This window comes from Bradyrhizobium genosp. P (assembly GCF_049949265.1).
In the GTDB taxonomy this organism is placed as follows: Bacteria; Pseudomonadota; Alphaproteobacteria; order Rhizobiales; family Xanthobacteraceae; genus Bradyrhizobium.
The window spans coordinates 7,131,208-7,144,670 of record NZ_CP188195.1 but is presented as its reverse complement, the minus strand read 5'-3'; the positions used below and the strand labels follow the sequence as shown (position 1 = coordinate 7,144,670).

The 13,463-nt window shown below is 58.9% G+C and carries 12 protein-coding genes; 5 read left to right on the top strand and 7 right to left on the bottom strand.

The genetic code is table 11. The annotated features are described in order from the left end of the window. Nucleotides 1-14 precede the first annotated feature (14 nt). From ACP2YO_RS34235 to ACP2YO_RS34225, 3 genes are all read right to left on the bottom strand, one after another. Nucleotides 15-257 carry a 4a-hydroxytetrahydrobiopterin dehydratase gene (locus ACP2YO_RS34235; protein ID WP_426435532.1) on the bottom strand — a complete coding sequence of 81 codons (243 nt, stop codon included), beginning with the start codon at nt 255-257 and terminating at the stop codon, nt 15-17. Continuing rightward, complete coding sequence (locus ACP2YO_RS34230) at nt 235-987, bottom strand: cupin domain-containing protein (protein ID WP_426435531.1); 753 nt, start codon at nt 985-987, stop codon at nt 235-237. The genes ACP2YO_RS34235 and ACP2YO_RS34230 overlap by 23 nt, the downstream gene beginning before the upstream one ends. A gap of 490 nt (nt 988-1,477) precedes the next feature. After that, the gene (locus ACP2YO_RS34225) at nt 1,478-3,262 is read right to left on the bottom strand and encodes an adenylate/guanylate cyclase domain-containing protein (RefSeq protein WP_426435530.1); all 1,785 of its coding nucleotides are present in this window, start codon (nt 3,260-3,262) and stop codon (nt 1,478-1,480) included. Between the two features lie 252 nt (nt 3,263-3,514). Here ACP2YO_RS34225 and ACP2YO_RS34220 point away from each other — a divergent pair, with 252 nt between their 5' ends. Further along, the gene (locus ACP2YO_RS34220; protein WP_426435529.1) at nt 3,515-3,934 is read left to right on the top strand and encodes a PLP-dependent cysteine synthase family protein; all 420 of its coding nucleotides are present in this window, start codon (nt 3,515-3,517) and stop codon (nt 3,932-3,934) included. Then, on the top strand, nt 3,931-4,563 hold the full coding sequence (locus ACP2YO_RS34215) for a PLP-dependent cysteine synthase family protein (protein WP_426435528.1): 633 nt from the start codon (nt 3,931-3,933) through the stop codon (nt 4,561-4,563). Before ACP2YO_RS34220 ends, ACP2YO_RS34215 begins: the two co-directional genes overlap by 4 nt. 126 nt (nt 4,564-4,689) lie before the next feature. On the opposite strand, the gene ACP2YO_RS34210 is transcribed toward ACP2YO_RS34215, so the two are convergent. Further along, nucleotides 4,690-6,261, bottom strand: coding sequence for a winged helix-turn-helix domain-containing protein (locus ACP2YO_RS34210; RefSeq protein ID WP_426435527.1), 1,572 nt, complete (start codon nt 6,259-6,261; stop codon nt 4,690-4,692). Between the two features lie 174 nt (nt 6,262-6,435). Here ACP2YO_RS34210 and ACP2YO_RS34205 point away from each other — a divergent pair, with 174 nt between their 5' ends. Continuing rightward, on the top strand, nt 6,436-7,470 hold the full coding sequence (locus ACP2YO_RS34205) for a methyltransferase (protein ID WP_426435526.1): 1,035 nt from the start codon (nt 6,436-6,438) through the stop codon (nt 7,468-7,470). A gap of 232 nt (nt 7,471-7,702) precedes the next feature. Here the strand turns inward: ACP2YO_RS34205 and ACP2YO_RS34200 are convergent, their stop codons facing one another. After that, entirely contained in the window at nt 7,703-8,089 is a 387-nt protein-coding gene (locus tag ACP2YO_RS34200; protein WP_426435525.1) for a DUF1330 domain-containing protein, read from the bottom strand. Nucleotides 8,090-8,387: 298 nt separating this feature from the next. Between ACP2YO_RS34200 and ACP2YO_RS34195 the strand changes: the two genes are divergently transcribed. After that, nucleotides 8,388-9,842 (top strand): IS1182 family transposase, encoded by a 1,455-nt coding sequence (locus tag ACP2YO_RS34195; RefSeq protein ID WP_426435524.1) that lies wholly within the window; start codon nt 8,388-8,390, stop codon nt 9,840-9,842. A gap of 198 nt (nt 9,843-10,040) precedes the next feature. Here ACP2YO_RS34195 and ACP2YO_RS34190 read toward each other — a convergent pair whose 3' ends face one another. Together ACP2YO_RS34190 and ACP2YO_RS34185 are read right to left on the bottom strand one after the other, a co-directional pair. Next, the gene (locus tag ACP2YO_RS34190) at nt 10,041-11,039 is read right to left on the bottom strand and encodes a methyltransferase (RefSeq protein WP_426435523.1); all 999 of its coding nucleotides are present in this window, start codon (nt 11,037-11,039) and stop codon (nt 10,041-10,043) included. A 13-nt stretch (nt 11,040-11,052) separates the two neighbouring features. After that, a complete protein-coding gene (locus ACP2YO_RS34185; RefSeq protein ID WP_426435522.1) occupies nt 11,053-12,276 on the bottom strand; it encodes an ABC transporter substrate-binding protein in 1,224 nt (407 codons plus the stop codon). A 130-nt stretch (nt 12,277-12,406) separates the two neighbouring features. On the opposite strand from ACP2YO_RS34185, the gene ACP2YO_RS34180 reads away from it, so the two are divergent. Continuing rightward, on the top strand, nt 12,407-13,354 hold the full coding sequence (locus ACP2YO_RS34180) for a LysR family transcriptional regulator (RefSeq protein ID WP_426435521.1): 948 nt from the start codon (nt 12,407-12,409) through the stop codon (nt 13,352-13,354). Nucleotides 13,355-13,463: the final 109 nt, after the last annotated feature.

Below are 13,463 nucleotides of genomic sequence, written 5' to 3'. Positions count from 1 at the left end.
TGAAGTCGAGGGACCTATCCGAGGCGATCAAGTAACCACTCGCCATGATGCTTCACAGGCAGTCCCTTGAGTTTATCGGTGCTCAGAGAGACAGTGGGATAACCCCAGCTGAAGCGGATCTCAGGGTGATGGCTGTCGGTCTCGGCAAGCTCAGTAACTTCCTGAACAAAGTCGAGCGCTTCCTGGAAATGTGGATTCGAGCGGTCCTCTGATGCGGCGGTCCGCCCGCCGTAGCTATTGATTGTTTGCTGGTGCACCCGGAAGCACGGCTGCCACACCTTCCGGATTGATGTTGAACGCCAAGAACGTCAACGGCTCGTCGCCTGGGTTTCCCCATTGATGCACGACGGCGTAGGGTTCGTAGATCAAGGAACCCGGTCCCCTTGCTTCTGTCTTGCCGTCTACCGTGTTCGCCCCGGTGCCGGAAATGATAAAGTACAAAGCCGCTCCTGACCGATGGTGTGGCGGGTTGGAGGGCATCTGCGCCGGAAACGTGACTCGCGTGAGATTGAGATCATAACCGCCTGGCTTCAGGTCGGGGATCGGATTCGCTGTGCGATATAATTCTCTCACGGCGGCGGGTGCGGTTTCGACAGGCCGACCCAGGTCCACAGCGGAAGCAACAAAGAAGTGGAGGAAAATAGATGGCCCTCCGCTGCCCGCCGTAAGCGCCGCAGTCCTTCCGCCGGAGACGAACAGCCCCTCGCCGGCGTTGAGCGTTTTGGTCTTGCCATCGAACACGACCTCGGTCGAACCCGACATCTGGTAAAGGATGCCGTTGGCCGCCGAGACGGCGCTCTTCTCGTCTGGCTGAAGAGTGACGCTCACCGCTTTGAAATGGAGCGGCACGTCCGTGACGGTCGGCAGTTTGGTTGCAGCGACGACTGTTCGTGTAATTGTCGGTGAAGCGGGGGTAGTTTGTGCGATCCCTGAGGCGGGAAGCGCCAACGCGCCGAGCAGCAGTAGTCCGGTTGTCCTGAACTGCATGATTGCCTCCCAGGTTCAGCGGATAATGAGGCGCACCATACGCTCTCCCAGCGTCTCTTGGAATGGCAGACCGCTTCGAGATGCTATGGGACGGCAACTGGGAGCAAAGGCCGAGCGAAACTGAGTTCGTGGCCGTCGGGTGTGGATCGGCGCCATCGAGTGGCTCTGACGCAAATTCGATGATGCGCCGCTTCGCATCAGGGTGATTCACTGAGTCATTCCATCAACATAAGCATGCTCTGTCCGAGAAGCGCGGTTAGCTCATGGTCGCACCTCTGTGGCCAGAAGCATTGATGAAAAATCGAGAGTCTTTTCAACGAGATCGATCGGTGAATTTGGTGATCGGCGCGCTTCTTCATCATCGAAAGTGAGTCAGAGCCATCGAGTGACCCCGCTCACACCAACGATGTCAGCGGCTTAACACGCATATCGGCGCCCGGACCCCACGCCGATTCACATGCAGGAATCATCATCAAAGGACAAGGCCGGATTAATCCGGCAAGCCCAACTTTCGGAGATTCTCTGCCATGCGGTCGAGAGCCACGTTTGAAAACACCATTGCCTGTTTAAATTTTGAAACAGTCAGATCTGGGTAACTGAGCAGCATCTTCGCAAAGGCCTCCTTAGCTTCTTCGATCCGGCCAGCACCCGACAAGGTCGATGCCAGATTGCGATATAACCAATGGGCGTTGGGCTGCTCTTCCAGCGCGCGCCGATACAGCGACGCGGCTTTGTCGTAGTCTTGCGAAATTTCATGCGCCGAGCCGATGCCCGCATGGTTGTTGAAATTCATCGGATCAATCGGGCTGAGGCGCAATGCGCGTTCGAACTTCTCGATGGCCTCGTTCGGGTGGTCAGAATAATTGTCGATCCATCCAAGTCTACTCCAAGCCCATGCGCAGTTAGGGTCAAGAGCAAGGGCGCGCTCAAGTAGCACGCGAGCGGTCCCATGATTACGTACAAACGTATGCACAGCGCCGAGCACTGCCAAGACAAGCGGGTCGTCTCCGCTTAGGTTCGCGGCCCGCTCGGCAAGCGACCGCGCCATTGCCTGGCTCTCCACGATATCATCCGCCCAATTGTAGACGGCGCGTTGGGCGTGGCACCAGCCGGCAAGCGCCAGCGCCAAGGGGTATTCGGGATCAATTATCAGCGCGTTATCGAGGAGTTTAATCGCCTTGGCGCTTTCGTCCTTCTCTAGTGCCCAGACGTGGGGCATGGCCCTCATGGTATAGTCGTAGCTGCCCAGGTCCTGGGGCCGTTTACGTCGTGACCGCTCAACTTCGGCAATGCGAATGGAAGGCTGCAGTGCACCTGCCACTTGCTGCGTTATTCGATCTTCGAGATCAAAGAATTCGTCAATCGTGCCGTCGTAGCGCGAGCTCCAGACGTGTGCACCTCCCTCGGTCTCAATAAGTTGGACGGTGATACGGAGACGGCTGCCGGCTTTCTGCACGCTGCCCTCAAGCAAATAAGCGACGCCAAGCTCTTTGCCGATGTCGCGGGCACTAGTTGCCCGGCCTTTATAGGTGAATGCCGAACTCCGTGCGATGACGAAAAAGGAACGAACGCAGGAAAGCGTTGCCGTTATCGCTTCTACGATTCCATCTGCGAGGAAGTCTTGCCCGGCTTCGGCAGACATGTTGTCGAACGGCAGAACGACGATAGACGGCTTGTCGGGTAAGGGGAGAGCTTGAGATCGTTTTACCGGAGGCGCACTCGATTGGTCCACGAGCGCATCCTCGCCAATAGGACGTGTTCGCCATACTCGCATCGGTTCGGCAATGTTTTTTAAAGTCTGCTCTCCGATGCTTTCGAAAGAAATATCGACCTTTCCGCGAATTTGCCGGTGCGCATCATCGGAAATACAGACACCGCCAGGTTCGGCGATCCCTTCTAGGCGGGCTGCTATGTTGACACCATCGCCGAAGATATCGTTGTCGTCGATTATGATGTCGCCGACGTGAATTCCGATACGAAATTCAATCCTGAAGTCCGGCGGCAGGGCGGCGTTCTGTTTGGCCATGGCTTGCTGGGTATCCACTGCACAGCGCGCGGCATCGACGGCACTGGCGAACTCGACCAGCATGCCGTCGCCGGTGGTCTTGACGATGCGACCGCGGTACTCAGCGATAGTCGGATCAACGAGGGTCTTTCGCAGTGCCTTTAGCTGCGCGAGTGTGCGCTCCTCGTCGCGGCCCATCAAGCGGCTATAGCCGGCGACATCCGCCGCCAGCACCGCCGCCAGTCGACGCTCCACGCGCTCGCCGGGCACAACAGCCTCCTGGATCGAAAATGCTGAATCTATCAGAGCATAGGCCCGGGCACTTGCGCTAGATGCAAAATCCGACAGGCAAAATCATTCGGGCGATTGAACTTTGCGCGTCGAACGGAGACGTAAATACAAAAGGATCGGCGGACCTGAGGCCCAGAGCGATCGCAGAAACAGCTGCTTCACTTTGGCTGAGTGACAAGGCAACGGGCCGCACCGGCGCTGAATCCACACGCAAAATTTGGTGAGGGCAGCATGGGGCGGAAATACGAAAATATCAACGAGACGATCGGTAACACGCCAGTGGTGAGGATCAACCGCTTGGCCCCGCAGGGCGTGAACCTGTTCGTCAAGATAGAGGCCTTCAACCCCCTCGGCTCGGTCAAGGACCGATTGGCCCTCGGGGTAATCGAGGCAGCCGAGAGGTCAGGAGAGCTCAAACCTGGTCAGACGGTCATCGAAGCGACCAGTGGAAACACGGGAATTGGTCTTGCCATGGTTTGCGCGGGCAAAGGATATCCGCTTGTGATCACAATGGCAGAGCCGTTTAGCGTCGAGCGCCGTAAGCTTATGCGGTTCCTGGGAGCGAAGGTTATCGTAACTCCTGCCGCCGAGCGCGCCGTCGGCATGATCAACAAGCCATCGAGCTTGCCAAGGCACATCGTGGGTACATGACCCGGCAGTTCGAGAATGAAGCCAATCCAGATATCCATTCCCGCACAACCGCGCGCGAGATACTCGACGATTTCCGTGGGGAAACATTGGACTATTGGGTCACGGGTTACGGAACCGGCGGCACATTAAATGGCGTCGGCCGGGTGCTCGCGAAGGAGAGCCCCAAAACCAAGATTGTTGTTTGCGAACCAACCGATGCCCAACTACTGGGCAGCGGTATCAAGCAGGACCGCAATCCGGACGGAGCACCGGCAGCACCGCATCCCACGTTCAAGCCGCATCCGATGCAGGGCTGGACGCCGGATTTCATTCCGAAGATCACCGACGCCGCCGTCGCGATGCAATTCATCGATCGCGTTATTCCAACCCCCGGGCCCGACGCCGTTCATTGGAGCAAGGAGCTCGCTGCGAAGGAGGGAATTTTTGCCGGCATTACGTCGGGCGCGACGTTCGCCGGCGCGCTGAAGGTTGCTGCGGAAGCCGATAAAGGGACAAACATTCTTTGCATGCTTCCAGACACCGGCGAACGTTATCTGAGCACACCTCTTTTTGCGGATGTATCAGCGGACATGAACGAGGAAGAGCTTTCGATATCACGCTCTACGCCTGGCGCACAGCTTAAGATTTGAGTACGCACTCAGGTCCGCTTGGGGTCAAAACGCGAAAAACTCAGCGTGAGCAAATGCCGTCAGCGATGCTCCGCTAAGCGGACCACCATGAGGGGTGTCGGCAGTGCGCCCTTGGGCCATAAGCGGTCATTCGGGCACGCCGGCTCTTCGCCAACCTTCGCTCAATTTCTCGACGTCTTCGTGTCGGCGAAATGGCGCGGTTTTAATGCTCGAAACCCGCAAGGCGGGGTCGGCTTGCAGAACTGCGTCGCGAGCGCGGCGGGCCTCGTCAACGCGCCCAGCCATCGCCAGGCTCGACATTCGCATTCGCTGAGCGCCCGGAAAATTCGGTTGGCGCTGAATGGCGCTCGTGGCCCAAAGCAAACTTTCTTCATACCGCCCGGCAAAGAAATGAGCGAAGGCCATCCCGGTTTGCGGCACGAACAAGTGGGGATCGATCGGGCTCAAACGAATGGCTGCCGAAAATTGCTCGATCGCTGCGTCGTGATTGCCGAGATAAACCTGTGCCCAGCCAGCCCAAAGGCGCGCCAATGCAAGATTGGGATCGAGTGCGATGGCCCTCTCGGCAAACGCTGAACCGGTCTCCGGCTCTTCGAGCAAGTAGGAATACACTTGCGCCGCGTGCGCAAGAACCAAAGGATCGTCCTGGTCGAGCTGCACTGCGCGTTCGGCCAACCGTCGGCCTTCAGCCCGTTCCTTGGCCACGTCCTCGATCCATCCGAACCCTTTCTTCTGACCGAAAATGTTGGCTCCAGAAGCGCAGGCGACGGCAAATGCAGGATCGATCGAGATGGCAAGCTTAGTCATCCTGAGAGCTTCGTCACTGCCCTCTCGAGTCCACTGGTAGATACTGAACTTGGAGCGCAGATAATAGTCATAGGCTTCGAGGCTTTCGGTCGGTTTGCGCCGTGCGCGCTCTATCTCGGCCCGCTCAAGCTGCGGTGACATCGCACCTATCACGCTGCTCGTCAGGCGATCCTGCACATCGAAGAGGTCTTCGAGTTCGCTCTCGAACTTGTCCGCCCAGATGTGCGCGCCGGTGGTTGCGTCGATCAGCTGTCCGGTCACACGAACCTTTTTTCCTACCTTGCGTACGCTGCCTTCCAGTACATAGCGAACGCCAAGCTCACGGCTGACCCGCTTGATATCAACCGCTTTTGCTCTGTAGGTGAAACTTGAATTTCGCGAGATCACGAACAGCAGTTTCGAGCGCGACAATCCCGTGATGATATCCTCAACCATGCCGTCGGCGAAATAGTCCTGATCCGGATCGTCGCTGAGATTCTGGAAGGGCAGCACGGCAATGGAAGGTTTGTCGGGAAGCGCAAGGAGGGGTTTTGAGGGTTCGATCCGACCGTCGTCGGCGACCGGCACACCAGGAAGTCCATGCTCCTGCTGGACTGGTCCGACGAAACGGAAGCCTCTTCGCGGCAGAGTCTTGATCAAGCGCTGTTCGCCGCCGGAATCCCCGATCGCGCTGCGCGCGGCATTCAGGCGAGTTGTCAGCGCAGCATCGGACACGCTACGCCCGTTCCAGATGGCATTGATGAGGTCGTCCTTGCTGACGACGCGCTCCCGGTTGCGGATCAGAAACTCGAGCAGGTCGAATACTTGTGGCGCGAGGGCGACAACATCCGAGCCGCGATGCAACTCGCGCCGGTCCGTATCGAATACGAAGCTCTCGAACAAAAAGCGCAAGCTGCCATTCCCTCGGCTGGCCTCCGATCGTCGAGGCAGCACCGGTTGCAACTGCAAGAATAAGCTGCCGATAAGAAAAAAGTAAGCCGCTGGTTAAGCGTGCCCGTCCATGCGCTGAGACGTTCGCCTGGCCCAAAACGTCGTCCTGAAGCGGCTGCGAACCAGGAGCAAGTCATGACCGAATCGATTCAGGCAGCGCCCCCGTCCCTTCCACCGCATGTCCAGCTGATACAAATGGGGACAGCCGGAGCTGTCGCCAATGTCGTGCACATCGCCGCAAGGCTCGGGTTGGCGGATAGACTTGCTGATGGCCCAAAGAGCGCGACTGAACTGGCCGACCCACTGGCTCTCCATGCGCCGTCCCTGCACAGATTGATGAGGACGATGGCCGGTCTTGGACTCCTTTCCGAAGGCGAAGGGCAACATTTCTCGCTAACGAAGCTCGGCGAGGCATTGAAGACAGGCGCTCCAGGATCAGCCAGATCAACCTTGCTCATGACAGGCAGCAGTTGGGTTGGAAGCGGCTTTGCCAACCTTCTCCATTCCTTGCAGACGGGTCGCACGGGGTTTGAAAAAGCACAGGGAATGCCGTTCTTCGACTATCTTGCTAAACATCCCGAAGCCGCATCGGTGTTTAGTGGAGCAATGGTCGGGCTTCATGGGGCCGAGCCTCCGGCGGTCGCGGCAGCCTATGATTTTTCAACATTCAAGACGGTCGTCGATGTCGGAGGAGCGTCCGGCAATATGCTCGCCGCGATCCTTGCGCGACACCCGGAACCGCGGGGCGTGTTGTTCGATCGGCCGCACGTCGTGGTCGACGCGGAGAAGTTGCTCAAAGCGAACGGTGTTTCCGATCGCGTGAGCGTGGAGGCTGGAGATTTTTTCCGGGCAGTGCCGTCACGGGCCGATGCCTACATCCTGTCGCACATCCTGCACGACTGGAACGACGACCGGTGCCTGACAATTCTCGGCCATTGCCGCAAAGCCATGAAGCCCGATGGCCGGCTGTTGATCGTCGAGATGGTCCTGCCTCCCGGCGACGCTCCACATCCGGGGAAAATACTGGACATGGTGATGCTGGTGCTGATCGGCGGCCAGGAACGCACGGAAGCCGAGTATTCCCGTCTGCTGGACAAGGCTGGTTTCCGCCTCAGTCGCGTCGTGGCGACACAATCGCCGGTGAGCGTGGTCGAAGCCGTCCTGGCCTAAGGGCCGCAAGGTCGGCTTTGGGTCATTCGCGTCGGTTTGCCAGCGCGCCGATTACTTCCGCTCTACTCTGGTGACCAGACAATTTCAGAGCCCGATCGGACTTCGCATTTGGGCCAACAACGGACTCATGCACTGCAGCAAGATGCTCTTGTTTTCGGCTTCGCTTTAGGTGCGGACATTTCTGCGCGTCACCGAAAATTCTAAAACATGAAGATAAAAGCGCCGGCGCAATCTATTGCGGTACACCTTCCGCTGCGTAGACACGGAACGTTGCATATTTGTTGCCGATGGCATCAGCATCCTTACGACCCTGTGAATTCCACCATGCCTGTGCCTTGTCGATGCTATCGAACTGAAACACCACTACGCGCGGCGCCGGTGGCTCACCTTCAAAAGAGATATTTTTTCCTCCCTGCACGATGTATTTGCCGCCCGCCTCTCGGATTGCCTTGGTAGCCGGCGGGACGAATTCTGCCTTGTATTTTTCCGGGTCCTTAACGGTGACTTCGGCGATAACGTAGCCGGCTGCCGTTGCCTGCGCGTGCAAGCCTTCGATGGCAGCGGCACCGACTGCAAAGCCTCCAACCATCGCGAGGGCAACAGTGAATTTGGCTTTCATGATCTGCTCCTCCTGTGACCAAATGGAATGGGCACGCACGGCCTGGCATGCGTGACTAATAAAAAAGTTTGAGGTTTGTCGGACCAGCCAATGGCATGATGGCTACAGATCGCTGGACTTCGGCCAATCCCGTTGGCAGCTCCGCGAATGAGATTACCTGAATAATTTAACTATGGACAGCGAGATCAACCGTCGTTCTTAGGTCAGCAATGTTGATCGATGACGTCTGAGGAGGGTCCAGGCTGTGTGAAAACCCAGTCGATGCTATGATTCTCTTGCTGAATCGGCGGGGGAAGAGATGCAGGGTTTCGTTCAAGGGGCGGATCGCCAGCAGACGACGCTGTTGCCGGGATGCCTCGATGATTGGGTCGACGAGGGCAATTCTATTCGGGCGGTCGATGTGTTCGTGGATGCGTTGGAACTGCGCGACCTCGGGTTCGATGGTGTTGATCCTGCAGCGACCGGCCGGCCGGCGTATCATCCTTCGCCGATGCTCAAGCTCTACATTTACGGCTACCTCAACCGGATCCAATCGAGCCGGCGGCTGGAGCGCGAGGCTGGCCGCAATATCGAGGTGATGTGGTTGACCGGACGGCTCGCGCCGGATCACAAAACGATCGCGGACTTCCGCAAGGACAATGGCCCAGCGATCAGGAAAGTTTGCGCGCAATTCGTTGCGTTGTGCCGCAAGATGGGCTTGCTGACGAAGGCCAGCGTTGCCATCGACGGCAGCAAGTTCAAGGCCGTGAACAGTCGCGACAACAACTTCACGCAGGGCAAGATCCAGCGCCGCCAGAAGCAGATCGAAGAGAGCGTGGCGCGCTACATGAACCAACTCGACACCGCCGACCGTCAGACTGCCGCAGGAGAAGAGCCGTCGGAAACGGTGCTTCTGACCAAGACGCGGCTTAAGGAAAAGCTGGCGAAGCTAGAAGAAGAGGTAAAACGGCTGGCCGCGATTGAGAAGGCATTGCTCGCCTCGCCCGACAAGCAGATATCGCTGACCGATCCCGATTGCCGCTCGATGGCAACGAGCGGACGCGGCTCAGGCATGGTCGCCTACAACGTACAAAGTGCGGTCGACACCACGAACCATCTGATTGTCGCGCACGAGGTCACCAACGTCGGCACCGATAGATCGCAACTGGCGACGATGGCGCAGGCGGCGAAAGCCGCGCTGTGCAGCGGTAACTTGGACGTCGTGGCGGATCGGGGCTACTTTAAAGGTGAAGAAATCCTGGCCTGCGAACGGGCCGGGGTCGCGGTCACTCTGCCCAAGCCGCAGACCTCGGGCGCCAAGTCGGCAGGCCGTTTTGGGAAATCTGATTTTGTTTATTTGGCCGAGGACGATGTCTACCGCTGCCCGGCCGGCGAGAAGCTGGCGCACCACTTCACCGCTGATGAAGATGGCCAGAAAATGCGGATTTACTTGACGAAGGCGTGCCGCATCTGCCCGTTCAAGGATCAATGCACAACGTCCAACGAGCGCCGCATCAAGCGCTGGGAACATGAACATGTCGTCGAGGCCGCGCAGACGCGGCTCGATCAGAACCCGCAAGCCATGCGTGTGCGCCGCGAAACCGTCGAGCACCCGTTCGCCACACTGAAGATGCGGATGGGTGCGACGCACTTTCTGATGAAGCGGTTGCCCAATGTAGCGACCGAAATGGCGCTGAACGTACTCGCCTACAACCTCACGCGCGTAATGAACATCGTCGGCATCAAGCCACTCCTGATGGCAATCCGGGCGTGAAGAGTTCGTGTTGTTATGCGTATCGTGTGACCGTTCAGGTAGCCAGCGTAGCCCGGGCTTGCGGCCGGGTTGACTCTGGACCCGACAAAGCAAAAATATGCTCAGACCGTCGTGTCTGACACGGATAGTCCCCGGTTGCGTGCAGTTTTTGGGGGAGGAAAGACGTTTTTACACAGCCTGGGTCATAAGCGGAAGTATCTATGCTATCAGCGATGCCTCGATCAAATGAGCGGAGGAGGCGACCTCCGTGATCCGGTCGAGTTGCAGCCCGGCAGCGCGAAGCAGCGCAGCGAATTGTCCCGCGCTACGTTCCCGGCCCGGCAAAAGGACGAGCATATTTAGGTCAGAGAGGGCTGCCGGGCCTGATTGTCCATCCTCAGGCATCACACACTCTACGAGAGCAACACGGCCCTGCGGGCGCAGGGCGCGAGCACAGTTACCGAGGATTTTGACGCTTTGCTCGTCGTCCCAGTCATGAATGATTTTTTTGAGGACAAGGAGGTCTGCTGTGGGCACGCTTTCGAAAAAATCGCCCGCGATAATCTGGCAGCGTGAGGATAATCCACTCTCGGCGAGCGCGGCCCTTGCACGTGGCACGACATCCGCGCGCTCGAGTATCGTGCCGCGGAGTTCGGCATTCTTCTTAAGGAGTGCCGCAATCAGCGTGCCGGAAGCCCCGCCAACATCGACGACGTGGTTTGCCCCTGTGGTGTCGAGCGCGGACGCAACCTCGTCGGCAATTGAGGCGGAATGGCGGGCCATGGTGCCGGTGAACGCGTCGCCCTCGGATGGATTCACCGCGTAGTAGTCGAAGAGCTCTTGACCGAGAGCAGCCACCGCTTGGTGCTCGCCGCGCCGCACGGCCTCCGTCAGGCGGCCCCACGGAAGCCAGTGACCCGGGGCGGTCAACGCAATCGCCGAATCGCGCATCGAGCCGGACACGTTCGATCGCAGTAGTTCGCCGAGTGGCGTGAGGCTGAAACGGCGGTCGGGTAAGGCCGCGGCCAGCCCCACATGAGCGGATGCGCGGAGCAGCCGATAGGTGGCCTGCGGCTCGCACCCGATGGTTTCGGCGAGAACGTTGCAGTCGAGCGGCCCATCCGACAGGCAATCCGGTATCCCGAGCCGAGCCAGTGCGCCGACGATCTGGCTGACCCGATAACCCTCGATCATTTGCGACAGGTGCGCCGCGCTCATGGCATCCACCATGTTAATCCGGTCGGCGTACCAGTGGACATTCACTCTCAGATAACGGCCGAAAGGCTTCGTCCCCCGGGATCGTCTTGAGGATTTTTACCAGATCCCAGGGACCGGCCGATTCCGCCGGCGTCTTGATCTGGGTGAGGTACATGTCGTGCACCATCCGGCCATCCTGGCGGATATATCCGCCACTCGCAAACATGTCATTGATCGGCGTCGCGCGCATTTTGGCGACAACGCCAAGCGGCTCGTCAGTGTCGATATCCTTCACCGCCTGCAAATAGTGGCGCACACTCGAATAGGTACCGGCCTGGATCGCCGTCGGCATTGCGTGCATACGTTCGAAGAAGCGCTGCGACCACGCCTTGGCTTCCGATGATCGCTCGTGGTGGAAGGCCATGAGAGCGTAGTTGCCCTGTCCCAGGTCGAGACCGATCGCCTTGACCTCGTCGATCATGAGCTGCATCGGGATCACGCGGATTCTTGGTCTCGCCAAGCCAAACTCCGCCGCCTGCTTCATCAGATTCACCGTGTCAGCGCCAGCGGTAGCGAAGGCGATCACGGACGCTTTGCTCCGCTGTGCCTGGAGCAGGAAAGAGCTGAAGTCCGGGGTTCCGAAGGGAGGCCGCACTTGTCCGAGCACAGTCCCCCCGAGCTTGGCGACGGCAGCCGCCCCGTCGCGCTCGAGGGCATGCCCAAACGCGAAGTCCGATGTGATGAAGAACCATGTTTCGGCGCCGGGACCGAAAATTGCCTTCACGGTCCCAGTCGAGGCCCCGTAGGTGTCCCACGTCCATTGGATGCTGGTCGGCGCGCAGGCCTTGCCGGTAAAATCCGACGATCCGGCTCCGATCAGGACAATCTTGTTGCGTGGCCGCGCCACCTCCACGATAGCAAATCCGACAGCGGAGTTTGCTATGTCGGCAACGGCGTCCACGTGCTCGACATCGAACCATCGGCGAACAATGGCTGAACCGATGTCTGGCTTGTTTTGATGATCCGCTGACACGATTTCGATGGGGCGGCCGTTGATCGAGAAGCCGAACTCCTCCGCAGCCATCCGCGCCGCCTCAACCGACCCGCTGCCGGTGGCGCTGGCCAATGGGCCTGTCATGTCGGTAATCACCCCAATTTTGATAACGTCATCGGATATCTGCGCGTGGCCGGAATCTGCGATTCCGGCCACAATGAACAAAATCAGACAGAGCGTTTGCAGAGCCTTGGAGTTGGGCATGGCGCTTCCTCTCGCCGGTTTAGCCGGCGTTACTGTGGTCGCCGGATCCGCGCCGAAGAGGCTAGTCCGATCGATCGTAATCGGGTAATTCTATCTTTTGGGCATTGCCATATTCATTTGGATATGACCCTTGGCCAAGCAGTGGTCTGATCGCATCGGGCGACGTCTCAAGCTCCGCGACCTCCACATCCTGCTCTCGGTCGCGCGAGCTGGCAGCATGGGAAAGGCGGCGTCTGAGCTGGCTGTGTCGCAGCCCGCCGTTTCGAAGGCGATTGCCGATCTCGAAGAGGCACTCGGTGTCCATTTGCTCGATCGCAGCCCGCTGGGGATCGAACCGACCATCTTCGGTCGCGCGTTGCTCAAGTGCGGCGTCGCTGTGTTCGACGACCTTCGACAGGGCGTCAAAGAGATCGAATTCCTGACCGATCCGTCGGCCGGAGAGCTGACGATCGGATGCTCGGAGCCGCTGGCTGGGGGCTTCGTAGCGGTGGTGATCGAGCACCTGTCTACACGACATCCGAAGGCCGCGTTCAATGTCTTCGCAGCCGATCCGACGACGCTTTACGATCGCGCTCTCCGTCAACGCAGCATCGAACTCGCGGTGATCCCGATGACCGGATTGCGACTGGAGCAGGATACGAACGCGGAGATCATATTTGACGATCGGCACGTCGTCCTGGCTGGCACACAAAGCAAATGGACCCGCCGGCGCGAGATTTCCCTGGCTGATTTGACGGGCGAGCCCTGGGTTCTACCGCCATGGGAGACGGCGGTCGGGTCGTATATCGCAGGAGCGTTCCGTGCCGCCGGACTGGAGCCGCCACGCGCCCAAGTGCTGTCGCTTTCGATTCCGTTGCATCAACATCTGCTGGCAACGGGGCGTTTCCTCACCACGCTACCACTATCGATGCTGGTTCACAGTCAGCACATGTCGTTCAAGCGTGTACCGGTCGAATTCCCTGCGCACCCGCGACCGATCGGGATCGTAACTTTGAGAAACCGAACCCTAAGTCCCTTGGCACGTCTTTTTATTGACGGCGCGCGCGAGGTCGGCAGATCTCTGGAAAAGCGCCGGTAGTGTGATCGGTTTCACGCGCTACCATGTCCGCCCGGGGCATGCGTCTCGAACTAGCCGCCCGTCGGATGTGTCTGGTCTGCCTGCCACAGCGGCCATCTGAGAGAATGCT

What these genes read in the sequence shown, in the direction of transcription:
- ACP2YO_RS34230 (WP_426435531.1), bottom strand. Translation starts at nt 987, where the DNA reads ATGCAGTTCAGGACAACCGGACTACTGCTGCTCGGCGCGTTGGCGCTT.
- ACP2YO_RS34220 (WP_426435529.1), top strand. Translation starts at nt 3,515, where the DNA reads ATGGGGCGGAAATACGAAAATATCAACGAGACGATCGGTAACACGCCA.
- ACP2YO_RS34215 (WP_426435528.1), top strand. Translation starts at nt 3,931, where the DNA reads ATGACCCGGCAGTTCGAGAATGAAGCCAATCCAGATATCCATTCCCGC.
- ACP2YO_RS34205 (WP_426435526.1), top strand. Translation starts at nt 6,436, where the DNA reads ATGACCGAATCGATTCAGGCAGCGCCCCCGTCCCTTCCACCGCATGTC.
- ACP2YO_RS34200 (WP_426435525.1), bottom strand. Translation starts at nt 8,089, where the DNA reads ATGAAAGCCAAATTCACTGTTGCCCTCGCGATGGTTGGAGGCTTTGCA.
- ACP2YO_RS34195 (WP_426435524.1), top strand. Translation starts at nt 8,388, where the DNA reads ATGCAGGGTTTCGTTCAAGGGGCGGATCGCCAGCAGACGACGCTGTTG.
- ACP2YO_RS34190 (WP_426435523.1), bottom strand. Translation starts at nt 11,039, where the DNA reads ATGAGCGCGGCGCACCTGTCGCAAATGATCGAGGGTTATCGGGTCAGC.
- ACP2YO_RS34185 (WP_426435522.1), bottom strand. Translation starts at nt 12,276, where the DNA reads ATGCCCAACTCCAAGGCTCTGCAAACGCTCTGTCTGATTTTGTTCATT.